General features: G+C 69.5%; 22 protein-coding genes and 1 pseudogene. 12 read left to right on the top strand and 11 right to left on the bottom strand.

Going from position 1 to position 24,638, the window contains the following annotated elements; all coding sequences use genetic code 11:
• Positions 1-7 precede the first annotated feature (7 nt).
• On the bottom strand, positions 8-2,098 hold the full coding sequence (tkt, locus tag MTAB308_RS07065; RefSeq protein ID WP_077098764.1) for a transketolase: 2,091 nt from the start codon (positions 2,096-2,098) through the stop codon (positions 8-10).
• A 256-nt stretch (positions 2,099-2,354) separates the two neighbouring features.
• Between tkt and MTAB308_RS07070 the strand changes: the two genes are divergently transcribed.
• Positions 2,355-3,284: a heme o synthase gene (locus MTAB308_RS07070; protein ID WP_077098765.1), complete on the top strand. Its 930-nt coding sequence runs from the start codon at positions 2,355-2,357 to the stop codon at positions 3,282-3,284.
• A gap of 4 nt (positions 3,285-3,288) precedes the next feature.
• Here the strand turns inward: MTAB308_RS07070 and MTAB308_RS07075 are convergent, their stop codons facing one another.
• Entirely contained in the window at positions 3,289-4,263 is a 975-nt protein-coding gene (locus tag MTAB308_RS07075; RefSeq protein WP_077098766.1) for a quinone oxidoreductase family protein, read from the bottom strand.
• Positions 4,264-4,282: 19 nt separating this feature from the next.
• Here MTAB308_RS07075 and MTAB308_RS07080 point away from each other — a divergent pair, with 19 nt between their 5' ends.
• Positions 4,283-4,930 carry a hypothetical protein gene (locus tag MTAB308_RS07080; RefSeq protein ID WP_077098767.1) on the top strand — a complete coding sequence of 216 codons (648 nt, stop codon included), beginning with the start codon at positions 4,283-4,285 and terminating at the stop codon, positions 4,928-4,930.
• Here MTAB308_RS07080 and MTAB308_RS07085 read toward each other — a convergent pair.
• The 4 genes from MTAB308_RS07085 to mptB all read right to left on the bottom strand — a co-directional run bounded on the left by MTAB308_RS07085 (position 4,880) and on the right by mptB (position 9,394).
• Entirely contained in the window at positions 4,880-5,833 is a 954-nt protein-coding gene (locus tag MTAB308_RS07085; RefSeq protein WP_077098768.1) for a COX15/CtaA family protein, read from the bottom strand. The two genes, MTAB308_RS07080 and MTAB308_RS07085, sit on opposite strands and share 51 nt — an antisense overlap.
• 122 nt (positions 5,834-5,955) lie before the next feature.
• Positions 5,956-6,666: an ABC transporter permease gene (locus MTAB308_RS07090; protein ID WP_245831329.1), complete on the bottom strand. Its 711-nt coding sequence runs from the start codon at positions 6,664-6,666 to the stop codon at positions 5,956-5,958.
• Positions 6,667-6,743: 77 nt separating this feature from the next.
• On the bottom strand, positions 6,744-7,697 hold the full coding sequence (locus MTAB308_RS07095) for an ABC transporter ATP-binding protein (RefSeq protein ID WP_108637220.1): 954 nt from the start codon (positions 7,695-7,697) through the stop codon (positions 6,744-6,746).
• Entirely contained in the window at positions 7,694-9,394 is a 1,701-nt protein-coding gene (mptB, locus tag MTAB308_RS07100) for a polyprenol phosphomannose-dependent alpha 1,6 mannosyltransferase MptB (RefSeq protein WP_077098770.1), read from the bottom strand. The genes MTAB308_RS07095 and mptB overlap by 4 nt, the downstream gene beginning before the upstream one ends.
• Positions 9,395-9,567: 173 nt before the next feature.
• Here mptB and MTAB308_RS07105 point away from each other — a divergent pair, with 173 nt between their 5' ends.
• The 7 genes and pseudogenes from MTAB308_RS07105 to MTAB308_RS07135 all read left to right on the top strand — a co-directional run bounded on the left by MTAB308_RS07105 (position 9,568) and on the right by MTAB308_RS07135 (position 15,872).
• Positions 9,568-10,368, top strand: a complete 801-nt coding sequence (locus MTAB308_RS07105) for a helix-turn-helix transcriptional regulator (protein WP_077098771.1) — start codon at positions 9,568-9,570, stop codon at positions 10,366-10,368.
• The gene (gene sufB, locus MTAB308_RS07110) at positions 10,365-11,810 is read left to right on the top strand and encodes a Fe-S cluster assembly protein SufB (RefSeq protein ID WP_077098772.1); all 1,446 of its coding nucleotides are present in this window, start codon (positions 10,365-10,367) and stop codon (positions 11,808-11,810) included. Before MTAB308_RS07105 ends, sufB begins: the two co-directional genes overlap by 4 nt.
• Before the next feature lie 73 nt (positions 11,811-11,883).
• Positions 11,884-13,047 (top strand): Fe-S cluster assembly protein SufD, encoded by a 1,164-nt coding sequence (gene sufD, locus MTAB308_RS07115; RefSeq protein ID WP_077098773.1) that lies wholly within the window; start codon positions 11,884-11,886, stop codon positions 13,045-13,047.
• Positions 13,044-13,826, top strand: coding sequence for a Fe-S cluster assembly ATPase SufC (gene sufC / locus MTAB308_RS07120; protein WP_077098774.1), 783 nt, complete (start codon positions 13,044-13,046; stop codon positions 13,824-13,826). Before sufD ends, sufC begins: the two co-directional genes overlap by 4 nt.
• Positions 13,827-13,828: 2 nt before the next feature.
• Entirely contained in the window at positions 13,829-15,064 is a 1,236-nt protein-coding gene (locus MTAB308_RS07125; RefSeq protein ID WP_077098775.1) for a cysteine desulfurase, read from the top strand.
• Positions 15,061-15,547: pseudogene (sufU, locus tag MTAB308_RS07130) on the top strand (Fe-S cluster assembly sulfur transfer protein SufU); the annotation flags it as partial. The gene MTAB308_RS07125 and the pseudogene sufU, both read left to right, overlap by 4 nt.
• Positions 15,525-15,872, top strand: a complete 348-nt coding sequence (locus MTAB308_RS07135; protein WP_077098777.1) for a metal-sulfur cluster assembly factor — start codon at positions 15,525-15,527, stop codon at positions 15,870-15,872. The pseudogene sufU and the gene MTAB308_RS07135, both read left to right, overlap by 23 nt.
• Before the next feature lie 11 nt (positions 15,873-15,883).
• On the opposite strand, the gene MTAB308_RS07140 is transcribed toward MTAB308_RS07135, so the two are convergent.
• The 4 genes from MTAB308_RS07140 to MTAB308_RS07155 all read right to left on the bottom strand — a co-directional run bounded on the left by MTAB308_RS07140 (position 15,884) and on the right by MTAB308_RS07155 (position 20,535).
• Positions 15,884-16,624, bottom strand: coding sequence for a DUF5666 domain-containing protein (locus MTAB308_RS07140; protein ID WP_077098778.1), 741 nt, complete (start codon positions 16,622-16,624; stop codon positions 15,884-15,886).
• Between the two features lie 80 nt (positions 16,625-16,704).
• The gene (locus MTAB308_RS07145) at positions 16,705-17,505 is read right to left on the bottom strand and encodes a DUF5666 domain-containing protein (RefSeq protein WP_245831298.1); all 801 of its coding nucleotides are present in this window, start codon (positions 17,503-17,505) and stop codon (positions 16,705-16,707) included.
• Positions 17,506-17,568: 63 nt separating this feature from the next.
• A complete protein-coding gene (locus MTAB308_RS07150) occupies positions 17,569-19,395 on the bottom strand; it encodes an acyl-CoA dehydrogenase (RefSeq protein WP_077098966.1) in 1,827 nt (608 codons plus the stop codon).
• Between the two features lie 78 nt (positions 19,396-19,473).
• Positions 19,474-20,535 carry a PE family protein gene (locus MTAB308_RS07155; protein WP_077098779.1) on the bottom strand — a complete coding sequence of 354 codons (1,062 nt, stop codon included), beginning with the start codon at positions 20,533-20,535 and terminating at the stop codon, positions 19,474-19,476.
• Between the two features lie 414 nt (positions 20,536-20,949).
• Between MTAB308_RS07155 and trxA the strand changes: the two genes are divergently transcribed.
• A complete protein-coding gene (gene trxA, locus MTAB308_RS07160) occupies positions 20,950-21,306 on the top strand; it encodes a thioredoxin (protein ID WP_077098780.1) in 357 nt (118 codons plus the stop codon).
• 15 nt (positions 21,307-21,321) lie between these two features.
• On the opposite strand, the gene MTAB308_RS07165 is transcribed toward trxA, so the two are convergent.
• The gene (locus MTAB308_RS07165; protein WP_077098781.1) at positions 21,322-22,755 is read right to left on the bottom strand and encodes a condensation domain-containing protein; all 1,434 of its coding nucleotides are present in this window, start codon (positions 22,753-22,755) and stop codon (positions 21,322-21,324) included.
• Between the two features lie 325 nt (positions 22,756-23,080).
• Between MTAB308_RS07165 and MTAB308_RS07170 the strand changes: the two genes are divergently transcribed.
• Both MTAB308_RS07170 and MTAB308_RS07175 read left to right on the top strand, forming a co-directional pair.
• Positions 23,081-23,791, top strand: a complete 711-nt coding sequence (locus tag MTAB308_RS07170) for a GAP family protein (protein ID WP_077098782.1) — start codon at positions 23,081-23,083, stop codon at positions 23,789-23,791.
• Positions 23,792-23,824: 33 nt separating this feature from the next.
• Positions 23,825-24,634, top strand: a complete 810-nt coding sequence (locus MTAB308_RS07175) for an enoyl-CoA hydratase (RefSeq protein WP_077098783.1) — start codon at positions 23,825-23,827, stop codon at positions 24,632-24,634.
• Positions 24,635-24,638 lie beyond the last annotated feature (4 nt).

A 24,638-nucleotide genomic window follows, 5' to 3' on the forward strand; every position in this document is an offset into this window, starting at 1 on the left:
CCCTTTCTCAGTTATCGACTACCTGCTCCGCGGCCGCCGCGACGGCTTCGGCGGTGAAGCCGAATTCACGGAACAAAGTCTTGTAGTCGGCGGATTCGCCGTAGTGCTCGATCGACACGATGCGGCCCGTGTCGCCGACCAGCTTGTGCCAGGACTGCGCGATGCCGGCCTCGACGGCCACCCGCGCCGACACCGACGGGGGCAGCACGCTGTCCCGGTATTCCTCGGACTGCGACTCGAACCACTCCACGCAAGGCATCGACACCACGCGGGCGACGATGTCGGAGTCCGCCAACAGGTTTCGCGCCTCGACCGCGAGCTGCACCTCGGAGCCCGTGGCGATCAACACCACGTCGGGCTCGTCGCCGCCGTCGTCGCCGAGGATGTAGCCCCCGCGCCCGACGCCCTCGAAGTCGGTGCCCTCCAGCACCGGCAGGCCCTGGCGGGTCAGGATCAGGCCGACCGGGCCGCTGCCGTTGCCGCGGGCCAGGATCGTGCGCCAGGCGTAGGCCGTCTCGTTGGCGTCGGCCGGGCGCACCACCGACAGGTTGGGGATGGCGCGCAGGGCCGCCAGGTGCTCGATGGGCTGATGCGTCGGGCCGTCCTCGCCCAGCCCGATCGAATCGTGCGTCCACACGTAGATGGTGTCGATGTCCATCAGCGACGCCAGCCGCACCGACGGGCGCATGTAGTCGGAGAACTGCAGGAAGGTGCCGCCGTAGGCGCGGGTGGGGCCGTGCAGCACGATGCCGGACAGGATGGCGCCCATCGCGTGCTCGCGCACCCCGAAGTGCAGCGTGCGCCCGTACCAGTCCGCGGTGTAGTCCTTCGTCGAAATGGACGGGGGCCCAAACGACTTGACGTTGTCCATGGTGGTGTTGTTGCTGCCCGCCAGGTCGGCCGAGCCGCCCCACAACTCGGGCAGCTTGGGGCCCACCGCGTTCAGCACCTTGCCGGACGCCGCGCGGGTGGCGAGCGGCTTGTCGTCCGGCGTCCAGGTCGGGACGTCGGCGTCCCAGCCGTCGGGCAGCCGCTCGGCGGTCAACCGGTCCAGCAGCGCCTTGCGGTCCGGCTCGCGTTGGGCCCACGCGTCGAACTCCGCCTGCCACTTCTCGTGGGCTTCCTTGCCCCGGTCCACCAGCTTGCGGGTGTGGGCGATGACCTCGTCGCGCACCTCGAAGTTCTTGTCGGGATCGAAGCCCAGGATCTTCTTGACGGCCGCGACCTCCTCGTCGCCGAGGGCGGCGCCGTGCGCCTTGCCGGTGTTCATCAGGTTGGGCGCCGGGTAGCCGATGATGGTGCGCAGCTCGATGAACGACGGCCGGTCGGTGACGGCCTTGGCGTTGGCGATGGCCTCCTCGATGCCGACGACGTTCTCGCCGCCCTCCACCCGCTGCACGTGCCAGCCGTAGGCCTCGTAGCGCGCGGCGGTGTCCTCGCACAGCGCGATGTTGGTGTCGTCCTCGATCGAGATCTGGTTGTGGTCGTAGAACACGATGAGGTTGCCCAGCTGCTGCACGGCCGCCAGCGACGACGCCTCGGACGTCACGCCCTCCTCGATGTCCCCGTCGGAGGCGATCACGAAGATGAAGTGGTCGAACGGGCTGGTGCCCGGCTCGGCGTCCGGATCGAACAGGCCGCGCTCGTAGCGCGACGCCATCGCCATCCCGACCGACGACGCCAGGCCCTGGCCGAGCGGGCCGGTGGTGATCTCCACGCCCTTGGTGTGCCGGAACTCCGGGTGCCCGGGCGTCTTGGAACCCCAGGTGCGCAGCGACTCGATGTCCGAGAGCTCCAGGCCGAACCCGCCGAGGTACAGCTGCAGGTACAGGGTCAGGCTGCTGTGCCCGGCCGACAGCACGAACCGGTCGCGGCCCAGCCAATGGGTGTCGCTGGGGTCGTGGCGCATCGTGCGCTGAAACAGGGTGTAGGCCAGCGGGGCCAGGCTCATCGCCGTCCCGGGATGGCCGTTGCCGACCTTCTGGACCGCGTCGGCGGCGAGCACCCGGATCGTGTCGACCGCAGCCGAATCGATCTCGGTCCAGTCGTCGGGCAGGTGCGGTTGGGTCAGCGTGGAGATCTCTTCGAGTGTGGTCACAGCCTCTGTCCTTGGGTCATCAAGCTGATATTGCTCACCCTAATGCGGGAGTGCCGGCTCTTGCAGTGCAGAGTTTGGGGTACCCAACGCCGGCCGCTGTGAAAATTACGCGTCGACGGCCCAAGCCTCGCAATCAGTCCGGCCATGCAGGAAAAATTCACCCGAAGGGACCCTGAGGGCTGGCCACCGGTCCCACGCGGTCTACCATCGTGCGTAGTAGATGCTGCGCGCTGCTGCGACCCCGAGGAGTTATTGCGTGAGCGTTCGCGGGCGCGTCGCCCCGAGTCGAGAGGCACCGAGCCGGGTATCCGGCACGGTCCTGGCGTACCTGGCGCTCACCAAGCCGCGGGTCATCGAACTGCTGCTGGTCACCACCATTCCGGCGATGCTGCTCGCCCACCGCGGCAGCGTGAACCCGCTGCTGATCCTCAACACGCTGATCGGCGGGATGCTGGCCGCCGGGGGAGCCAACACTCTGAACTGCGTGGCCGACGCCGACATCGACAAGGTGATGAAGCGCACCGCGCGCCGGCCGCTGGCGCGGGCCGCCGTCCCGCGCAGCCACGCGCTGGTGTTCGGGCTGGCGCTGTCGGTGGCGTCGTTCTTCTGGCTGTGGTGGACGACGAACATGCTGTCGGCACACCTGGCCGGCGCCACCATCGCCTTCTATGTGCTGGTCTACACGCTGTTGCTCAAGCGCCGCACGTCGCAAAACGTCGTGTGGGGCGGCGCGGCCGGCTGCATGCCGGTGATGATCGGCTGGTCGGCCGTCACCGGCACCATCGGCTGGCCGGCGCTGGTGATGTTCGCGATCATCTTCTTCTGGACGCCGCCGCACACCTGGGCGCTGGCCATGCGCTACAAGGACGACTACAAGGCGGCCGGCGTCCCGATGCTGCCCGCCGTGGCCACCGAGCGCCAGGTCACCAAGCAGATCCTGATCTACACCTGGCTGACCGTGCTCGCGACGCTGGCGCTGGCGCTGGCCACCGGCTGGCTGTACGCGGCGGTCGCCCTGCTGGCCGGGGTGTGGTTCCTGGCCATGGCCCATCAGCTCTACGCCGGCGTGCGCGCCGGCGAGCCGGTCAAGCCGCTGCGGCTGTTCCTGCAGTCGAACAACTACCTGGCGGTGGTGTTCTGCGCGCTGGCGGTCGACTCTGTCGTCGCGCTGCCGACGCTGCTCTAGCCCTCTACGGCAGCAGCACGATCGAGCCCGTGGTCTTACGGCCCTGCAGGTCCCGGTGCGCGCGCGCCGCGTCGGCCAGTGGGTAGCGCCCGCCGACCTCGATGGTGAGGGCGCCGTCGGCGATCGCCGCGAAGAGTTCGCCCGCGCGCCAACGGAATTCGTCGCCGGTGCGGATGAAGTGCACCAGCGACGGCCGGCTCAGGTACACCGACCCGGCGGCGTTGAGGCGCTGCGGGTCGAACGGCGGAACCGGGCCGCTGGCCGCCCCGAACAGCGCCAGGGTGCCACGGACGGCCAGGCTGGCCAGGCTGGCGTCGAACGTGGTCTTGCCCACGCCGTCGTAGACCGCCGCCACGCCGGCGCCGCCCGTCAACTCGCGAATTTTCCGGCCGAACTCGGCGGCGTCGTCGGGGTAGGAGAGCACCTCGTCGGCGCCGGCCTCCTTGGACATCCGTTCCTTTTCCGGCGTGGAGACCGTCGTGATGACCCGCGCGCCGAGCAGCTTGGCCCACTGCGTCAGGATCAGCCCGACGCCGCCGGCGCCGGCATGCACCAGCACGCTGTCTCCGCTTTGCACCGGATACACGGATTTGAGCAAGTAGTGCGCGGTCAGGCCCTTGAGCATCACCGAGGCCGCCACGTCGGACGTGACGTGATCGGGCACCTTTGCGGTCAAAGCCGCTGGCGCGGTGGCGAATTCGGCGTAGGCCCCGGACGCCGCGGCGGTGCCCACCCGGTCACCCGCGCCGAACCCGTCGACCCCGTCGCCCGTGGCGACGACGGTGCCGGCCGTCTCCTGGCCGAGGACGAACGGCAGCTCCCGCGGATACTGCCCGGAGCGGAAATACGTGTCGATGTAGTTGACGCCGATCGCCTCGGCCTTGATCAGGAGCTCGCCCGGACCGGGCTTGGGCTCGGGCACGTCGACGTATCGCAGGACTTCGGGGCCGCCGGTTTCGCTGATTTCGATTGCGTGCATAGGGATATCATGCCCGGGCATGAAGCTGGCCCGACCGGACGTCTTCCATCCGCGCATCGTGCTGGCGGGCGGCCCACGACACCACGACGACAGCGGGCTGGTGCCCGCGCTGCGAGCGCGCGGGCTGCACGCCCGCTGGCTGCCCTGGCGGGATCCGCAGACCGCGGGCGCCGACCTGGTGATCCTGCGCGCCGCCCCGGACGCCGAGGGCCGCGACGAATTCCTGGGCTGGGCTCGGCGGATCCGCCACCTGCTCAACCCGCCCGACGCCGTCGCCTGGAACCTGGGCGCGCGATACCTGCGCGACCTTCAGGACGACGGGGTGCCGACGGCCCCGGACCGAACGGCGCAGGCGACGTTGATCTTTCTCGCCGGCAAGCCGTCGCACGCCTGGCCGCTCGAGCCGGAATTCGAGTCGTGGGATCTCGGTTACGCCGCGATCGCGTCGGCCGCCGCACGCGCCCGGATCGGCACGCGCGACCTGCTGTACGCCCGCGCCGACGTGGCGGGGGAGGAGCTGGTAGGTCTCGACCTCGTCGCGCCGTCGCTGGGGTGGTCGCAGCTTGACGTCGACACCCGTGATCGCGCCCAGCGCGACTTCGCGCTGGCCGTGGAGTCAGCCTGCGAGCGGCTGGGCCTGGGCCCGTTCTCGCATCGACGCCCATAGCGCGGCCGTCGCCGCCGTGCAGGCCGCCGCGCCGGCGACGTGCACCGCGACCAGCGCGGCGGGGACCCCGGTGAAGTACTGCGCGGTGCCCACGGCGGCCTGCGCGCACACCAGGGCCACCAGGACGCCCAGCCGCAGCCGGATCTCCCGGCCGGCGCCGACGGCCAGCAGGCCGAAGCCGAGCCCGACCAGCAGGGCCAGGTAGGAGACCAGCAGCGACGAATGCGCGTGCACCAGCGTGGTGATCTCGACCTTGAGCCGCGGCACGGTGCGGCTCGGGCTGCGGTCACCGGCGTGCGGGCCGGCGGCGGTCACCAGCGTGCCGGTGACCAGCACCGCCGCCAGGTTCAGGGCGCTCAGCGCCGTCAGCGCGCGCAGTGGCCGCGCCACCCGGTCGCGGACCACGCCCTCGTCGGGCTGGCCGACCTTGACATAGAGCAACACCGACAGCCACACCATCGTCATCGACGTCAGCAGGTGGACGGCGACGGTCCACCACAGCAGCCCGGTGCGCACCGTGATGCCGCCGATCACCGCCTGCACGACCGTCGACACCGGCATCAGCCACGCGTAGACCAGGACCTCGGTGCGCCGGCGCGCGCGCGTCACGGCCAGCACGGCGAGCGCCGCGGCGATCACCACGGCGAAGGTGATCATCCGGTTGCCGAACTCCACGGCCTGATGTATCCGCGGTACCTCGGCGTGGGCCACCGGCGTGAAGCTGCCCGGGAAGCACTGCGGCCACGTCGGGCAGCCCAGGCCCGAGGCGGTGACGCGCACGATGGCGCCGGTGACCGCGATGCCGCCCTGGGTCAGGACGACGAGCGCGGCGATCACCCGCTGGGCGCGCAGGCTGGGGTCGGGGAGCAGGTCCACCGACCGCCGCAGTGTTCGTCCGGGCACCGCCCGATGGTAAGCCCATAAGAACTACGGCCTGTAGTAAGCCCGGGCGCCGCGAGATATAAACCTCGTACACCCGCCCCGGCGTGTCGTCGCCAACGTTTATGTGTCGCGAGCCCTCGGCGTCAGGTGAAGCGGAACCAGCGCCGCGCGGCCAGCGCCGCCGCCGCGCCCCACGCCGCCAGGACGACGACGCCGAACCAGTCCACCGACAGCGCCATCGCCCGCGATAGCGTCTCGGTCAGCGCGCCCGACGGGGTCAGCCGCGCCGCCCACTTCACCCCCGCGGGGATCATCCCGGATTCCAGGGTCAGCGCGCCCAGCCCGGCGAACACGAACCACATCAGGTTGGCGACCGCGAGCACGATCTCGGCCCGCAGCGTCCCGCCGAGCAGCAGCCCCAGGGCGGCGAAGCCCGCGGTGCCCAGCGCGATGACGGCCGCGCCCAACAGCAGCGCCGCCGGGGCCGGCCGCCAGCCGAGTGCAAAACCGATGGCGCCCAACAAGATTGCCTGCATGAACACCACCGTCACCACCGCCAGCGACTTCCCGGCGATGATGCCCCACACCGGCAGCGGGGTGGCCCCGAGCCGTTTCAGCGCGCCGTAGCGGCGATCGAACGCGACCGCGATCGCCTGCCCGGTGAACGCCGTGGAGATCACCGCCAGGGCCATGATCGGCGGCACGAAGGTGGCGGCGCGGTTGTGCCCGAACGAGCCGAAGGGCAGCAGCGTCAGCCCGACCAGCAGCGTGATCGGGATGAACATGGTGAGCAGGAGCTGCTCGCCGTTGCGCAGCAGCAGCTTGAGCTCCAGCCCGTACTGGGCGGCGAGCATCCGGGGCACGGCGTTGGGGCGCGGGTCGGGCGCGAAGGTTCCGGCGGGGAAGACGCCGGACTGGGTCCTGTTGTCGGTCAAGGCCGTAACTTCCTGCCGGTGAGGTCGAGGAACACGTCCTCGAGGCTGCGCTGCTCGACGCGCATGTCGGTGGCCAGCACGTCGATCTGCGCGCACCAGGCCGTGACGGTCGCCAGCACCTGGGGGTCGACCGGGCCCTCGACCAGGTAGTCGCCGGGGGTCACCTCGGTGACCTTGTAGTCCTCCGGCAGCGCCGAGACCAGCAGGGACAGCTCGAGCCGCGGCGGCGCGCTGAACCGCAACTGGTCTTTGGCCCCGGCGCGCATCAGCTCCGTCGGCGTGCCCGCGGCCACCGTCACGCCGTGGTCGATGATGACCAGCCGGTCGGCGAGCTCCTCGGCCTCCTTGAGCTGATGGGTGGTCAGCACCACCGTCACGCCGTCTCGGCGCAGCGCGTCGATCAGCTCCCAGACCAGCAGCCGGGCGTGGGCGTCCATGCCCGCGGTGGGCTCGTCGAGAAACACCAGCTCGGGGCGGCCGACCAGCGCACACGCCAGCGCGAGCCGTTGCTGCTGGCCGCCGGAGAGCCGCCGATACGTGGTGCGGGCCGCGTCGGTGAGGCCCAGCGTGTCCAACAGCCACGCCGGGTCCAGCGGGTCGGCGGCGTAGGAGGCCACCAGGCTGAGCATTTCGCCGGCGCGCGCCGCCGGATAGCCGCCCCCGCCCTGCAGCATCACCCCGATGCGCGCGCGCAGCCGTGCGTTGTCGGCGACGGGGTCCAGGCCGAGCACCTCGATCGTGCCGGCGTCCGGGCGCACGAAGCCCTCGCACATCTCGACCGTCGTGGTCTTACCGGCGCCGTTGGGGCCCAGCAACGCCAGCACCTCGGCCGTGCGCACCTCGAGGTCCAGATCGGAGACGGCCTCAACGACCCCCGCGCCGGACCCGTATCGCTTGCTGACCCCGCGCAGCCGCACCACCGTGTCGGGCGTTTGGGGGACCGGGCTCACGTGGAATCAGCGTAGGCGTCGGGCGCCGCCTCGGAACTGGGGGTCTCGGGCGCCGCCGGGGCGGGCAGTGTGATGGCCGCCCGCCCGTTCGTTTCCGGCTTCGTCGGCGGGAGCTGGCGCCACGGCAGCCGGGTGTAGGTCACGGCGATGAGCAACGCCACGATGAGGCTGCTGGCCAGCGTCGCGTCCACGATCTGAAACAGCGCGAAGCGGTCGCCGTTGGCCGTCGGGCCGAAGATGCCCACGATGAGGGTGATGACGATCGCCGCCACCCGGAAGCCGGTGCGGGTGGCCCAGGCGGCCAACGGGATGATCGCCCACAGCAGGTACCAGGGCTGCACCACGGGAAACAACAGCACCGTGATGCCCAGCGCGACGCCCAGCCCGCCGATCGGGTGCAACCGGCCGCGGAAGACGGCCACCAGCAGCCAGGCCACCATCACCATGATGATGAGCACGCCGATGGCGCGCGTGAGCCCCAACACCGCGGTGGTGTGATCGCCCAGGCCCAGCAGGATTCCCACCTGCCCGGTCCCGAGCGCCAGCAGCGTCGGCGGCGACATCCAGCTGCGCACCACGTTGGCGGTGCCCAGGGTGTAGATCCAGCCGAAGCCGAGCCCGCTGGCCCGGCCGACGATGGCCATCACCGCCAGCGCCAGCGCCGCCATCCCGCCGCCGGCGAGCAGCAGCGCCCGCAGGGTGCCGCCGCAGCGGTAGGCCAGCGCCATCGTGACGAACCCCAGCGCCAGCAGCGACGGCAGCTTCACCTGCGAGGACAGGGTGATCAGGATCGCGCCCACGAGCAGCATGCCCAGCGGTTCCCAATCGGGGCCCGGCCGCCACGACGCGGGCAGCAGCCGCGGCGAGTCGATGCCGCGCAGCGCGAACTCGGCGCCGGCCAGCATCAGCCCGAGCATCAGCGCCTCGTTGTGCACGCCGGCGACCAGGTGCATGATCAGCAGCGGGTTGGCCGCGCCCAGCCACAGGGCGCTGACCTCGGCGACGCCGCAGCGCCGGGCCAGCCGGGGGGTGGCCCACACGATCAGACCCACCCCGGCCAGCACCACGACCCGGTGGCAGAGCACCGCGGCGACGATGTTCTCCCCGGTCAGCGACGAGATCCCGCGTCCGATCCACAGGAACAACGGGCCGTAGGGCGCCGGCGTCTCGCGCCACAGGGTCGGGACCGACAGCGTGAACACGTGGCCGAGACCCAGACCGGATGCCGGACCCACCTTGTAGGGGTCGAGCCCCTCCAGCGAGATCTGGCTCTGGGCCAGGTAGGAGTAGACGTCCTTGCTGTACATCGGCGGCGCGATCAGCAGGGGCAACGTCCACAGCAGCAGGGTGCGGTCCAGGTCGCCGCGCGACATCCGCCTGTTGCCCAGCGCGAAGCGGCCGAGCATCAGCCAGGCGAGCGCCATCATGACCGCCCCGGTCGTCGTCATGGTCAGCGACACGGTCTGGATGCGCGACGGCAGGTTGAGCAACCGGACCCCGAAGGTCGGGTCCTGGACGACGGGCCGCGCCCCGGCGCCCAGCGCGCCGATCGCCATCAGGACGGTGCCGGTCGCACCGAACAGGCGGGTGCGGCGCAGGACGGTCAGCTCGGTATCGTTCAGCGGCGAACCCACCGCTTGCTCGTCGCCGTGCAGGCTGGCGATCGACGAGCTCAGCGTGTGGTGGCGGGCTGCCATCAGAGCAGCCTAGCCCTGCGACGATGCGGGCCGCGGACACGCGGGCCCGGTGAGGAGCAGGGCGATCGGCAGTAGCCGTACTGCGGTGATCGCAAGCGCGGCGCGGCCCGGCGTTGGGGGGCACTCCCGCGTCCTGGCGAGTGTGACCAGCGCAACGAAGAGACAGGGGACCCTTGGTGGACCGATCCCCGGAATTGCGTCACACTGGTGTTGTGAAAATCCGAACCAGCCTCGATGAGGCGCCCGCGGCCCCGGTTGGCGCCGCGGTGCCGGATGGTCACACCCGCCGCGCCGTTGTGCGCCTGCTGCTGGAATCCGGATCGATCACCGCCGTCGAGATCGGTGACCGGCTCGGGCTGACCCCCGCCGGCGTGCGGCGCCACCTCGACGCGCTGATCGAGGCGGGCGACGCCGAATCGGTGGCCGCCGAGCCGTGGCGGCAGGTGGGCCGCGGGCGCCCCGCCAAGCGCTTCCGGCTGACCGGGGCCGGCCGGGCCAAGCTCGACCACGCCTACGACGACCTGGCGGCGGCAGCCATGCGGCAACTGCGGGAGATCGGCGGCGAGGACGCCGTCCGCACGTTCGCCCGGCAGCGCATCGACTCCATCCTGGCCGGCGTCGAGGCGGCCGACAGCCCCGAGGACGCCGCCGTCGAGGCGGCCGCCGAGCGGGTCGCCGGCGCGCTCACCAAGGCCGGCTACGTCGCCACCACGGCCCGGGTGGGCGGCCCGATCCACGGGGTGCAGATCTGCCAGCACCACTGCCCGGTGTCCCACGTCGCCGAGGAATTCCCCGAGTTGTGTGAGGCCGAGCAGCAGGCGATGGCCGAGGTGCTCGGAACCCACGTGCAGCGGTTGGCGACGATCGTCAACGGAAACTGCGCCTGCACCACCCACGTGCCACTCACTGTTCCGGTCTCGAAGGCGCCCAGCCCGCGCCGCGACACCACCACCATCGAAGGAGCGTCCGCATGACACTCACGCCCGAGGCCAGCAAGACCGTCGAGCCGTTGACCCAGGAGCAGGCGATCGCCTCGCTGGGCCGCTACGGCTACGGCTGGGCGGACTCCGACGTCGCGGGCGCCAGCGCGCAGCGCGGGCTGTCCGAGGCGGTGGTGCGCGACATCTCGGCGAAGAAGAGCGAGCCCGAGTGGATGCTGCAGACCCGGCTCAAGGCGCTGCGCATCTTCGACAAGAAGCCGATGCCGAACTGGGGCTCCAACCTCGAGGGCATCCACTTCGACAACATCAAGTACTTCGTGCGCTCCAGCGAGAAGCAGGCCGCAACCTGGGACGATCTGCCCGCGGACATCAAGAGCACCTACGACAAGCTGGGCATCCCGGAGGCGGAGAAGCAGCGGCTGGTCTCCGGTGTCGCCGCCCAGTACGAGTCGGAGGTCGTCTACCACTCCATCCGCGAGGACCTGGAGAAGCAGGGCGTCATCTTCCTGGACACCGACACGGCGCTGCGCGAGCATCCCGAGATCTTCCAGCAGTACTTCGGCACCGTGATTCCGGCCGGGGACAACAAGTTCTCGGCGCTGAACACCGCGGTGTGGAGCGGCGGCTCGTTCATCTACGTCCCGCCCGGCGTGCACGTCGACATCCCGCTGCAGGCCTACTTCCGGATCAACACCGAGAACATGGGCCAGTTCGAGCGAACCCTGATCATCGCCGACGAGGGTTCCTACGTGCACTACGTCGAGGGCTGCACCGCCCCGATCTACAAGTCGGATTCGCTGCACTCGGCCGTGGTCGAGATCATCGTCAAACCGCATGCGCGCGTGCGCTATACGACCATCCAGAACTGGTCGAACAACGTCTACAACCTGGTGACCAAGCGGGCCAGGGCGGAGGCCGGCGCCACCATGGAGTGGGTCGACGGCAACATCGGGTCGAAGGTGACGATGAAGTACCCGGCGGTGTGGATGACCGGCGAGCACGCCAAGGGTGAGGTGTTGTCGGTGGCGTTCGCCGGCGAGGACCAGCACCAGGACACCGGCGCCAAGATGCTGCACCTGGCACCGAACACCTCGAGCAACATCGTGTCCAAGTCGGTGGCGCGCGGCGGCGGCCGCACCTCCTACCGCGGCCTGGTGCAGGTGAACAAGGGCGCCCACGGATCGCGCTCGAGCGTGAAATGCGATGCGCTGCTGGTCGATACGATCAGCCGCAGCGACACCTACCCGTACGTCGACATCCGCGAGGACGACGTCACGATGGGCCACGAGGCCACCGTGTCGAAGGTCAGCGAGAACCAGCTGTTCTACCTGATGAGCCGCGGGCTGACCGAGGACGAGGCGATGGCCATGGTGGTGCGCGGCTTCGTCGAGCCGATCGCCAAAGAGCTGCCGATGGAGTACGCGCTCGAGCTCAATCGGCTGATCGAGCTGCAGATGGAGGGCGCGGTCGGATGACGCGCGGCGAGGACGATGCAGAGCGTAGCGACGAGGTGGGGGCACCTCCCGCTGGCGGGGGAGAGCGCCGCACGTGACTGCCGCTTTGAACAAGGGGGAGCTGTTCTCCTCCTTCGACGTTGACGCGTTCGAGGTTCCGCACGGGCGCGACGAGTTGTGGCGGTTCACCCCGCTGCGGCGGCTGCGCGGGCTGCACGACGGCTCGGCGAACGCCACCGGCCGCGCCCACATTGACGTGGCCGAGCAGCCCGGCCTGCGGGTCGACACGGTCCGCCGCGGCGACGAGCGGCTCGGGGACGGTGGCGCTCCGGCCGACCGCGTTGCCGCCCAGGCGTTTTCGGCGTTCAATTCCGCGACGCTGATCACCGTCGGTCGCGACACGCGAATCGCCGCGCCGATCAACGTCACCGTCACCGGGCCGGGCGAAGGCGCCGTGGCCTACGGGCACCTGCAGATCCGCGTCGAGGAACTCGCCGAGGCGGTGGTGATCGTCGACCAGCGGGGCAGCGGAACCTACGCCGACAACGTCGAATTCGTGGTCGGCGACGCCGCCCGGCTCACGGTCGTGTGGATCGCCGACTGGGCCGACGACATGGTGCACCTGTCCGCCCACCACGCGCGGCTCGGCAAGGACGCGGTGCTGCGGCACGTGGCGGTGACGCTGGGCGGCGAGATCGTGCGGATGTCGGCCAACGTGCGGTTCTCCGGCCCCGGCGGGGACGCCGAGCTGCTGGGCCTGTACTTCGCCGACGACGGCCAGCACCTCGAGTCGCGGCTGCTGGTGGACCACGCGCAGCCCGACTGCAGATCGAACGTCCTGTACAAGGGTGCGCTGCAGGGGGATCCGGACTCTGCGCTGCCCGACGCGCACACCGTGTGGGTGGGTGACGTGCTGATCCGCGCCAACGCCACCGGCACCGACACCTTCGAGGTGAACCGCAACCTGGTCCTCACCGACGGCGCGCGCGCCGACTCGGTGCCCAACCTCGAGATCGAGACCGGCGAGATCGCCGGGGCCGGACACGCCAGCGCCACCGGGCGTTTCGACGACGAGCAGCTGTTCTACCTGCGCTCGCGCGGCATCCCGGAGGAGCAGGCGCGCCGCCTGGTGATCCGCGGGTTCTTCGGGGAGATCATCTCGAAAATCGCGGTGCCCGAGGTGCGGGAACGCCTGACCGCCGCCATCGAACACGAACTGGCCATCACGGAGAAGACGGAAACAATAGAGGCCTCATGACCACTCTCGAAATCAAGGACCTGCACGTCAGTGTCGACGACCCCAACGCGCCGGAGGGGGAACGGGACATCCCCATCCTCAAGGGCGTGGACCTGACGGTGAAATCCGGTGAGACGCATGCCCTGATGGGCCCCAACGGCTCCGGCAAGTCCACGCTGTCGTACGCCATCGCCGGCCACCCCAAGTACCGCGTCACGTCGGGCTCGATCACGCTGGACGGCGAGGACGTCCTGGCGATGAGCGTCGACGAGCGCGCGCGGGCCGGGATTTTCCTGGCCATGCAGTATCCCGTCGAGGTGCCCGGGGTGTCGGTGTCCAACTTCCTGCGCTCGGCGGCCACCGCCGTCCGCGGCGAGGCCCCGAAGCTGCGCCACTGGGTCAAAGAGGTCAAGGCGGCGATGACCTCGCTCGAGATCGACCCGGTGTTCGCCGAGCGCAGCGTCAACGAGGGTTTCTCGGGCGGCGAGAAGAAGCGCCACGAGATCCTGCAGCTGGAACTGCTCAAGCCCAAGATCGCCATCCTCGACGAGACCGACTCCGGCCTGGACGTCGACGCGCTCCGGGTGGTCAGCGAGGGCGTCAACCGTTACGCCGAGTCCGAGCACGGCGGCGTCCTGTTGATCACGCACTACACCCGCATCCTGCGCTACATCCACCCGGAGCACGTGCACGTGTTCGTCGGCGGCCGGATCGCCGAATCCGGTGGACCGGAGCTGGCCGACGAGCTCGAGCAGAACGGATACGTCCGCTTTACCCAAGCGGCGGCAACAGGGGCCTAGGCATGTTGGACGTTGCGGCGATCCGCGCCGACTTTCCGATCCTCAAGCGCATCATGCGCGGCGGAAACCAGTTGGTGTACTTGGACTCCGGCGCGACGTCGCAGCGCCCACTGCAGGTGCTCGACGCCGAGCGAGAATTCCTGTTGACCTCCAACGGGGGGGTGCATCGCGGCGCCCACCAGCTGATGGAGGAGGCCACCGACGCCTACGAGCAGGGCCGCGCCGGTATCGCGGCCTTCGTCGGCGCCGACGCGCACGAAGTGGTGTTCACCAAGAACGCCACCGAGGCACTCAACCTCGTGTCATACGTGCTGGGCGACAACCGTTTCCAGCGCGCCGTCGGGCCCGGCGACGTCATCGTCACCACCGAGCTCGAACACCACGCCAACCTGGTCCCGTGGCAGGAGCTCGCCCGGCGCACCGGGGCCACGTTGCGCTGGTATGGCGTCACGAACGACGGGAGCATCGACCTGGACTCGCTGCAACTCGACGAGCGGGTGAAAGTCGTTGCCTTCAGCCATCATTCCAACGTCACCGGCGCGCACGGCCCGGTGGGCGAACTGGTCGGCCGAGCCAAGGCCGTGGGCGCGTTGACCGTGCTGGACGCCTGCCAGTCGGTGCCGCACCGGCCGGTCGACTTTCACGCGCTGGGCGTCGACTTCGGTGCGTTTTCCGGGCACAAGATGTTGGGCCCCAACGGGATCGGCGTGCTGTACGGGCGCGGCGAGCTGCTGGCCGCCATGCCGCCTTTCCTCACCGGCGGGTCGATGATCGAGACGGTCGCCATGGAAGCCTCGACCTACGCGGCGCCGCCGCAGCGCTTCGAGGCTGGCACCCCGATGACGTCGCAGGTGGTCGGATTGGCCGCCGCCGCGCGCTATCTCGGCGCCATCGGGATGGACGCCGTCGAGGCCCACGAACGCGAACTCGTCGCCGCGACCATCGAGGGCCTGTCCGGCATCGACGGCGTGCGCATTGTCGGCCCGGCGTCGACCGAAGACCGCGGCTCGCCGGTGTCTTTCGTCGTCGACGGCGTGCACGCGCACGACGTCGGGCAGGTGCTCGACGACGACGGCGTCGCGGTGCGCGTGGGGCATCATTGCGCGTTGCCGCTGCACCGCAGGTTCGGGCTGGCGGCCACCGCGCGGGCGTCGTTCGCGGTGTACAACACCGTCGACGAGGTCGAGCGCCTGGTGGCCGGCGTGCGTCGCGCGCTGGATTTCTTCGGGAGAGGCTGACGTTGCGCCTCGAGCAGATCTATCAGGACGTGATCCTCGATCACTACAAGCACCCCCAACACCGGGGGCTGCGGGAGCCGTTCGGCGCGCAGGTGTACCACGTCAACCCGGTGTGCGGCGACGAGATCACCCTGCGGGTCACGCTGTCCGACGACGGCGAAACCGTCGCCGACGTCTCCTATGACGGGCAGGGCTGTTCGATCAGCCAGGCGTCGACCTCGGTGCTGACCCAGCAGGTGATCGGCCACAGCGTCGGTGAGGCGCTCAAGACCACGACCGCCTTCACCGAGATGGTGTCCTCGCGCGGCACCGTCGAGGGCGACGAGGACGTGCTGGGCGACGGCGTCGCGTTCGCCGGGGTCGCCAAGTACCCCGCGCGGGTCAAGTGCGCGCTGCTCGGGTGGATGGCGTTCAAGGACGCGCTGGCCCAGGCCAGCGCGAGCTTCGAGGAGGACCAGAAATGAGCGAAACCACCACACCGGGCGACGAATTGCTGGCCGATTTGGAGGAGGCGATGCGCGACGTCGTCGACCCCGAACTCGGCATCAACGTCGTCGACCTGGGGCTGGTGTACGGCCTGAATGTCGAGGACGGCGACGAGGGAACCGTCGCCCTGATCGACATGACCCTGACGTCGGCGGCGTGCCCGCTGACCGACGTCATCGAAGACCAGTCGCGCAGCGCGCTCGTCGGCGCCGGCCTGGTCGACGACCTGCGGATCAACTGGGTATGGAACCCGCCGTGGGGCCCGGACAAGATCACCGAGGAGGGCCGCGAGCAGCTGCGCGCCCTCGGCTTCACCGTCTGAACGGGCCCTTCCTAGATGTGGAAGGGCAGATGCGGCAGGTGCAGGTGGTGGTGCGGATGTCCCATCGGCGGGCACGCCTGCAGGCTGATCGTCATCGCGTGCAGCACACCGGCGTCCTGCGTCCCCTGAGCGCCCATGCACGTGCCGTTCGCGATCGCCTGGGAGTCCGACGGCGTCTGCTTCTGGTAGGAGGTCGAGTTCGCGACGGTCACGGTGGTGGGCGTCGGCTGGGGGCCCATGCCGCTGACGGCGATGGTGTTACCCGAGACCGAGCTGACCGTGCCGTAGAACCCCGCCGGCGGCGGGCACTTGCCGTCGACGGCTGAGGTGACCGTCACGGATTGCGCGGTGATGGACCCACCCGCGGGGGCGCTCTGCGGGGTGGCGCGCACGTTGACGCAGCTGCCGGGGGTGACGTCGGCCAGCTGGGCCGGGGTGACCTCGACGACCCGCGTCGACGCGGAGAAGTCCACGGTGGCCGACCCCGTCCGCGTGCGCAGCTGGATCGTGCCGCCCGACACCGACTCGACCAGGCCCTCGACGTAGTCCTTCGGGGCGGGGGGAGGTGGAGCCGGCGGCGACGGCGCGCCCGGCGCAGGGCTGGGCGGCGACGCCGTCACCGTCGGCTTGCCGGTGTTGTTATGGCTCGCCGTGCCGTCCGAGTGGCACATGGCGACGCTCAACGCGATGACGGCGATGACCCCGACGAACGCGACCTGAGCCAGCCGAGGCTTGACCTTGCCGGCAGACATCGACGTGGCTCCGATCTTGCGTTGCGGATTCGAACGTGAGTACCCGCCCGAACCCGGTTTTCACCGCGGCGTAACCGGGGTCACCCGCGCGGTTTGCCCGGGCACTTGCCGTCGACGGCGGCCCGCACGTTGATCGACGTCGCCTGCAGCGTGCCGGCGTTGTCCATGGTTCCGCGGGCGTTGACGCACTTGCCCTGGGCGATCGCGTCGGGGGTGGCCGTGGTGAGCTTGGTGTACTTCGTTTTGTCGTCGACCGTCACCGACGTTTGCGTGGTGTTACCGCTGGCGTCGGTGCCCGCGACGCTGATCGTGTTTCCCGTCACCGACGCGACGGAGCCCCGCACCGGCTGCGCGTTCGCGGGCGCCGGCGTGGGGGAGCCCGAGGGGGCGGGCGAGCTGGAACCGGGGCCGGCGGCCGGTCCGGACTCCTTGGGCTTCGGGCAGGTGCCGTTGACGGACGGGCTGACGCGGACCGATGCCGCGGTGACCGGCTGCTGTCCGCCCTGGGCTTCCTTGGTGGGCCGCACGGTGACGCAGCTGCCCGCGGTGACATCACTCAGCGTGGCCGGGGAGACCTCGGTGATCTTGGTCGTCGAGGTGAAATTCACGGCGGCGTTGCTCTTGTCTTCCTTGGTGACCTGGATCGAATTACCCGCGACGGACGCGATCAGGCCGCTCACCTTGGCCTCGTTCTGGGCCGGCGCCTGCGACGTCGTCGTCGAGGTCACCGTCGAGGTGGAGGTGGACGCCGACGTGGGAGCCGACTGATTCGACGACCCGCACGCCGCGACGGACAGCGCGGTGGCCCCCGTGGCGGCCAGGATGGCGAACCGGGTGAGCCGGGACGTGGGACAGCTTGCAGATATCAACGTTTCCCCCATTCGTGAGTTGGACCACGAAAAGATGTACCCGCTGGAGCTGTGTCGGAGCTGTGAAACACCCAGTCAGAAGGCGTCTTCGGAGATGCGCATGATGTCGTCGTCGATCGATTCGAGGACCCTGCGCTGCGCGGCCAACCGGGGCAGCATGTTCTTGGCGAAAAACGTCGCGGTCGTGATCTTGCCCTGATAGAAGTGCCTGTCGCTCGCTGTGGCGCCGGCCAGCGCGGCGTGGGCGAGGCCGGCCTGCACCAGCAGCCGCCAGCCGATGAGCAAATCGCCGACCGCGAGGAGATACCGCACCGATCCCAGGCCCACCTTGTAGATCTCGGTGGGCTGCTGCGTGGCCGACATCAGGTATCCGGTCAGCGCGCCCGTCATGGCGGTGACCTCGTCGAGCGCGGCCTGGACCAGCTCGGCCTGCGGTTTGAGCGCCTCGTCGCAGGCGTCGATGGTGCGGCCGATCTGCGCCGTCAGGAACTGCAGCGCCTGGCCGCGGTCGCGGACGATCTTGCGGAAGAAGAAATCCAGCGCCTGGATGGCGGTGGTGCCCTCGTAGAGCGAATCGATCTTGGAGTCGCGGATGTATTGCTCGAGCGGATAGTCGACCAGGAAGCCCGAGCCCCCCAGCGTCTGCAGCGACTCGGTCAGGATCTCGTAGGCCCGCTCGGAACTCACCCCCTTGACGATCGGCAGCAGCAGGTCGTCGATGCGGTGCGCCATATCGGGATCGGCGCCCGAAACACGTTGCGCGACATCGGGATCCTGATGGGCGGCGGCATACATGTAAAGCGCCCGCAGGCCCTCGGCGTACGCCTTCTGTGTCATCAGGCTGCGGCGAACGTCGGGGTGATGGATGATCGTGACCCGCGGCGCGGTCTTGTCGGCCATCTGGGTGAGGTCGGCGCCCTGCACCCGCTCCTTGGCGAAAGCCAGCGCGTTCAGGTAGCCCGTGGACAGGGTGCCGGCCCCCTTCACGCCGATCGTCATGCGGGCCTGCTCGATCACGGTGAACATCTGCGCGATCCCGTTGTGCACGTCGCCGACCAGGTAGCCGACGGCCGGCACGTCGCCGTCGCCGAACGTCAATTCGCACGTCGGCGAGGACTTGATGCCCATCTTGTGTTCCAGTCCGGTGGCGAAAACCCCGTTGCGGGAACCGAGTTCGAACGTCTCGGGATCGAACAGGTACTTGGGGACGTAGAAGAGGCTCAACCCTTTGGTGCCCGGGCCGGCGCCCTCCGGCCGGGCCAGCACCAGGTGGAAGATGTTCTCGGCGGTTTCGCCGACGTCGCCGCCGGAGATGAACCGCTTGACGCCTTCGATGTGCCAGGTGCCGTCGGCTTGTTGGATGGCCTTGGCGCGGCCCGCCCCGACGTCGGATCCGGCGTCGGGCTCGGTGAGCACCATGGTGGCCCCCCAGCCGCGCTCGACACCGACTGCCGCCCACTGCCGTTGCTGCTCGGTGCCCTCTTCGTACAGCGCCTGCGCCATGAACGGGCCGAAGTTGAAGAAGTTCGCGGAAGGGTTGGCGCAGAGGATCATTTCGGTGACCGCCCAGGCCAGCGGGGGCGGCGCCGGCATGCCGCCGATCTCCTCGGCCAACCCGAGCCGCCACCACCCCGCATCCTTGATCGCCTGCACCGTCTTGGCCAATTCGTCCGGGACGCTGATCGTGTGCTCGGCGGGATCGAAGACCGGCGGGTTGCGGTCGGCCGCGGCGAACGATTCGGCGACCGGGCCTTCGGCCAGGCGGGCGGCCTCGCCCAAAATCGTCCGGACGGTGTCCTCGTCGAGGTCGCTGTATTGTCCGGCGCCGAGGACGGCGCCCATGTCGAGGACCTCGAACAGGTTGAACTCGAGATCACGGACATTGGCGATGTAGTGGCCCAACGCAATTCCCTCCACTCAGGCCGATCGGTCCTCAGTGTGTCGGAGGGGAGAAAACGTACGCAACCGTAGGTAGGGCGGCTAGCCGTTCGCGCCGTTCACGCCGAACAGGAGTCCGCGCTGGCCGCCCGTGCCGTTTGGACTGCCGCCGTTGCCGCCGTTGCCGATCAGCAGCGCGTTGCCGCCATTGCCGGCGTTGATATTGGCGTTGCCTCCGGCCCCGCCGTTGCCGATCAGCCCCGCCTGGCCACCCTGGCCGCCGATGCCGCCCATCGGGGCGGCGCCGCCTGCACCGCCGCTGCCGACGAAAAACCCGCCGCTGCCGCCGGTCCCGGCCTGGCCGGCGTTGGATGCGAGTCCGCCGGTGCCGCCGTCGCCGATCAGGAAGGCCCTGCCGCCGTTGCCGGCAACGCCGAGGGAGGTGCCGCCGCCGTCACCGCCCGCGCCGAACAGCAGGCCGCCGTTGCCCCCGGCTCCGCCGGCCCCCATGCCGTTGGGGCTGGTACCGCCGGCGCCGCCGGCCCCGATCAGCAACGCGGAGCCGCCGAGGCCGCCGGAGCCGCCGCCGCCGCCGCTGGCGCCCCCGGCGCCGCCGCCGCCGAAGAACAGGCCGCCCCTGCCGCCGGCACCGCCGTTGGCTCCCAGGCCGCCGGTGCCGCCGGCCCCACCGAAACCGAGCCGCCCGCCGGCCTGGCCGGCGGCGACGCCGTCCCCGCCACGCCCGCCGTTTCCGAACAAGATGCCGCCGGCCTCGCCGGCTTGACCCGGCGCGCCGTTGTTTCCGTTGCCGATGAGGGGGCGTCCGAGGAGCAGCCGACTCGGCTCGTTGATCAGGTTGAACAGCGGCTTCAACGGGTTGGTGCCCGCGGCCTCGGTGGAGGCATACGCTGCCGCACCGCCAAACATGTTTTGCACGAATTGGTCGTGAAAGGCCGCGACCTCGGCACTCAGCGCCTGATAGCTTGCGCCGTGCGCGCCGAAAACCGCCGCGATTGCGGCCGACACCTCGTCGGCTCCCGCGGCGGCCAGGGCGGTCGTCCGGGCCGCCACCGCGGAGTTAACCTCGTTAACTGTCGAACCGATGCGCGCTAAATTCCCTGCGGCCGTCGACATCGATTCCGCATCTGCGACCAAAAACGACATTCCGCACCTCCAGCTGAAGCGTCGGCGACGGCAGTATCCTACCGCCCTGTCGGTGGGTTTGGTTTGCCAATTTGGCACCCGTTGCATAGTGAATTTGATTGCACACGTACATAATTCACCGGGTGTTCGGTATGCGCCCCGAGGGCGGAGGAATCCCCACGGAGCGGGCGGTGGGGCGGCCGCTTGCCCGGTACAGTGGCGAATTCAACGGCCGACTGGAACGCAATTCGATATTCGTGGATCGGCCAAAGCAAACTCAAACACATGATCATCCAACGGTGCAGCCGCAACGACGGCACGCCATCGCGACGGCAGCGCCGGTATGGCCGATCGGCTCGGCCGCGATCCGTCAGACCTGGTCGGGTCCGGACAACCCGCGGGAACACTCCCTCGGTTACCGGCGTTAAGGCAGTTGTGACAACACGCGATCTCACTGCCGAGAAGTTCAACGAAACCATCGAGGGCAACGACATCGTCCTCGTCGACTTTTGGGCGTCCTGGTGCGGCCCCTGCCGCCAGTTCGCGCCGACGTTTCAGGAGTCGTCGGAGAAGCACCCGGACGTCGTGTACGCCAAGGTCGATACCGAAGCCGAACAACAGCTCGCGGCGGCCGCCCAGATCCGGTCCATTCCCACGCTGATGGCCTTCAAGAAGGGCAAACTGCTGTTCAACCAGGCCGGTGCGCTGCCGCCGGCGGCCCTGGAGGACCTGGTGCAGCAGATCAAGGCCTTCGACGTCGAGGCGGCCGAGACCGAGGCCGAGCAAGCCTGATCAGACGGGGTGCCGCTACAGCGCGGCGGCGCTGCACAGCGGCGCCACCGCGCCGCGGCCCTCGGCGACCCGGACGTAGATGGATTTCAGCGTCTCGATGTAACGGGCGACCGACTCGCGCGCGACCGGGTTGTCTGGGAAAAACACCATCGCGTGCGTCTCGTTCTCGTAGCGGTTGACGCGCAAGTCGAATCGGGCCGGGACGCCGCCGTCGTGGTGGATCTTGATGTTCGAGCCGCCCCATTCGGACTTGACGATGGTGGACAGCGGAGGGCTGCTGGCGTCGAGGTGAAACAGCAGGGGGACGCGCCCGTCCGGCATCCTCAACCACGGCGCCAGTTCCAGCACGCGAGAAAACGGCACGTTCGCCAGCGCTTTGCCGGAGTCGAACGACTTCTGCGCGGCGCGGGCGGTATCACCGAAGGACGATGCGTCGACGGGGATGGTGATCGGGACAAAGCCGGTGAACCAACCGATCGTCAGGAACTCCGCACGGCTGCTGCGGGTATCACACGCGACAAGTCCGTAATACGTTTCGGCGCCGGTCAATTCATATTGCGCAAGGGCGGCGCAGGCGAAAACGCCGCCGCTGAAACGCGCACCCGCTGCGATGCAAGCGGATTCGAAGTTGGCCGTCTGCCGCTCGTCCATCACCCGCACGAACATCAGGTCGCAGGGCCCCGACCCATCGCCCAACGACACCGGGCACTCCGGAAGGGTTCCGTCGTTCTCCTCGAAGAAGTCGACCCAGCCACGCACCTGCGGCGAATCCAGCGTGAGGGCCGAGGTGTACTCGTGTTGCCGGACGCAGTAATCCGTGTAGCTGCCCGGGGCCGGAAGCGGCGGCGGCGCTCCGCCGGCGAGGAGGGAGGTGTACATCAGATACAGCTCGAGGCGGATGGCCCCCAGGAATTGGGCGTCGATGTAGAGATGGTCGATGGCGAAGCAGAAGGTGAAGTGGTCCGCGCGCTGAATGATCGCGAACCTGAAGCAATCCCATTCCAGCGGGGTCGGCGTGGAAACGATGTGCTCCCGCAATGCCTCCGGTGTCATCTCGCCGTGCCGGATCGGAACACATTGGATGTCGCCGGGTTTGCGGAGTGTGTGCCGAACGATCCGGTCGTCCTCGGCGAACGCGAACCAGCTGTGATATGTGTCATGCCGCCGCAGGTGGGTGTTGATGACGTACGTCAGGACTCGGATGTCGCATTGGCCGGGCATGTCCCAACTGCCAATGCACAGCCGGGACATGTCGACCCCACGGCTGGCGTGGTCGCGAAAGTTGCGCAGGTGCCGGGCTTGCTGGTGGCTGGCCGGCACGGCGCTTATCGGCGCCTGCCTGACCTTGGCAAGCGCGGCGGGTGAGGGATGCCAACACACGACCGACCCAGGCTCCGGCGCCCATTCGTCGAGGGCCCCGAACGCCTCTTCTCCTGGGATGAACAACATTCCCTCCCTGATCGCTTCACCGCGTGGGCATAGCGGATTCATAGACTCGGCCACGGCTCGATTCTTCGCGAACTACCTCCAGTGGTCGGATCTCGTTGCGGCCCAGCCTATTTGCGCGGCCAACCGGTACGCATCACGGCGTCATAGCCGACACGCACCAATGGTGGCTAAATTAGCAGACCGAAGCAGCCCGAGTGGGGCGTTTCGAAGACATTTAACGTACGCGCCCACCGCCGCAGCGGCGACTCGAGCGCATCACCCACCGGCCGCCCAATCGCCTGGAAGTACGAACGCGACGCGCCCCTCCCGCGGTAAAGTCGCGCCCATGTGGGGCACGGTGCTGGCGTTGGCGCTGGTCGCCGGGGTGGACCCGGGGCGGATCGGGATCGCCCTGCTGCTGTTTTCCCGGCGACGGCCCGTGCTTCATCTGGTCGCATTGTGGCTCGGCGGGATGGCGGTCGGTGTGGTTCTGGCCCTGGGTGCGCTCGTGGGGCTGCACGACATCGTGCTCGGGTTCATGGACAAGGTGGAGCTCGCCACCTCGACCTCCACGGCCGGGCGGATTCAGATAGCGATGGGCGTGTTCGCGCTGGTGGTGGCCGCGCTGATCGCGGTCGGCTTTTCACGTCAACCCGCGACGCTGCCCGCCGGGGGCCCGTCCAGCCCGGCCGCACCGACGGCGCTCTCGCGATTGTCGACCCGTGCCACCGAGGCGTTGCGGGCCGGGCCGCCGTGGATCACTTTCCTGGTCGGGGTGGGGATCACGACCGACTTTCGCTACCTGGCGGCGCTCACCGTGATCCTGGCGTCGGGGGCCGCCTTGGGCGCCCAGGTCAGCGCGGCCGCGGCATACACGCTGGTCGGCTTGGCGTTTGCCGAGATCCCGCTGGTCTGCCATGTGGTCGCGCCGGCGCGGACGGGCGCGGTGATGTCGCGCGTGCACGACTGGGTGCAGGCCCGCCGGCGGGCCGTGCTCGGGCTCGTCGTGGCCGTGCTGGGCGTTTTCCTGATGACCACCGGCATGGGCCACGTCTGAGCCTCGGGCGTTCCGGCACGCTACCTTTCACGGGTGAGTCTGGTACTGGTAGAGCAACCGCGGCCCGGTGTCGCGCTGATAACCCTCAATCGGCCCGAACGGATGAACTCCATGGCGTTCGACGTCATGGTGCCGCTCAAGGAGGCCCTCGAGCAGGTCACCTACGACAATTCCGTGCGCGTCGTCGTGCTGACCGGGGCGGGTCGCGGGTTCTCCTCGGGCGCCGACCACAAGTCCGCCGGGTCGGTGCCCCACGTCGACGGGCTGACCCGCCCGACGTATGCGCTGCGGTCCATGGAGCTGCTCGACGACGTGATCCTGGCGCTGCGGCGGCTCCACCAGCCGGTGATCGCGGCGGTCAATGGCCCCGCGATCGGCGGCGGGCTGTGTTTGGCGCTGGCCGCCGACATCCGGGTGGCCTCGACCGGCGCCTACTTCCGGGCCGCGGGCATCAACAACGGCCTGACCGCCAGTGAGCTGGGCCTGAGCTACCTGCTGCCCCGTGCCATCGGGTCGTCGCGCGCGTTCGAGATCATGCTGACCGGTCGCGACGTCACCGCCGAGGAGGCCGAGCGCATCGGGCTGGTGTCATGCCAGGTGCCCGGGGAGCAGCTGCTGGACACCTGCTACGCGATCGCCGCGCGCATAGCCGCCTTCTCGCGGCCCGGAACCGAGTTGACCAAGCGCACACTGTGGAGCGGGCTCGACGCCGGTAGCCTGGAGGGGCACATGCAAGCCGAAGGCCTGGGACAGCTCTTCGTCCGCCTGCTCACCGCCAACTTCGAAGAAGCGGTTGCCGCGCGCGCGGAGAAGCGGCCGCCGGTGTTCACCGACGACAAATAGCCCA

It is taken from the genome of Mycobacterium terramassiliense, from assembly GCF_900157385.1.
In the GTDB taxonomy this organism is placed as follows: domain Bacteria; phylum Actinomycetota; class Actinomycetes; order Mycobacteriales; family Mycobacteriaceae; genus Mycobacterium; species Mycobacterium terramassiliense.

Bases quoted from the DNA above. Each gene is read 5' to 3' on its own strand.
- sufB (WP_077098772.1), top strand. From the start codon at position 10,365: ATGACACTCACGCCCGAGGCCAGCAAGACCGTCGAGCCGTTGACCCAG.
- MTAB308_RS07165 (WP_077098781.1), bottom strand. From the start codon at position 22,755: ATGTTGTTCATCCCAGGAGAAGAGGCGTTCGGGGCCCTCGACGAATGG.
- MTAB308_RS07170 (WP_077098782.1), top strand. From the start codon at position 23,081: ATGTGGGGCACGGTGCTGGCGTTGGCGCTGGTCGCCGGGGTGGACCCG.
- MTAB308_RS07145 (WP_245831298.1), bottom strand. From the start codon at position 17,505: ATGGGGGAAACGTTGATATCTGCAAGCTGTCCCACGTCCCGGCTCACC.
- MTAB308_RS07125 (WP_077098775.1), top strand. From the start codon at position 13,829: ATGTTGGACGTTGCGGCGATCCGCGCCGACTTTCCGATCCTCAAGCGC.
- mptB (WP_077098770.1), bottom strand. From the start codon at position 9,394: ATGGCAGCCCGCCACCACACGCTGAGCTCGTCGATCGCCAGCCTGCAC.
- MTAB308_RS07075 (WP_077098766.1), bottom strand. From the start codon at position 4,263: ATGCACGCAATCGAAATCAGCGAAACCGGCGGCCCCGAAGTCCTGCGA.
- sufC (WP_077098774.1), top strand. From the start codon at position 13,044: ATGACCACTCTCGAAATCAAGGACCTGCACGTCAGTGTCGACGACCCC.
- MTAB308_RS07080 (WP_077098767.1), top strand. From the start codon at position 4,283: ATGAAGCTGGCCCGACCGGACGTCTTCCATCCGCGCATCGTGCTGGCG.
- MTAB308_RS07155 (WP_077098779.1), bottom strand. From the start codon at position 20,535: ATGTCGTTTTTGGTCGCAGATGCGGAATCGATGTCGACGGCCGCAGGG.
- MTAB308_RS07135 (WP_077098777.1), top strand. From the start codon at position 15,525: ATGAGCGAAACCACCACACCGGGCGACGAATTGCTGGCCGATTTGGAG.
- MTAB308_RS07090 (WP_245831329.1), bottom strand. From the start codon at position 6,666: ATGCTCGCCGCCCAGTACGGGCTGGAGCTCAAGCTGCTGCTGCGCAAC.
- MTAB308_RS07140 (WP_077098778.1), bottom strand. From the start codon at position 16,624: ATGTCTGCCGGCAAGGTCAAGCCTCGGCTGGCTCAGGTCGCGTTCGTC.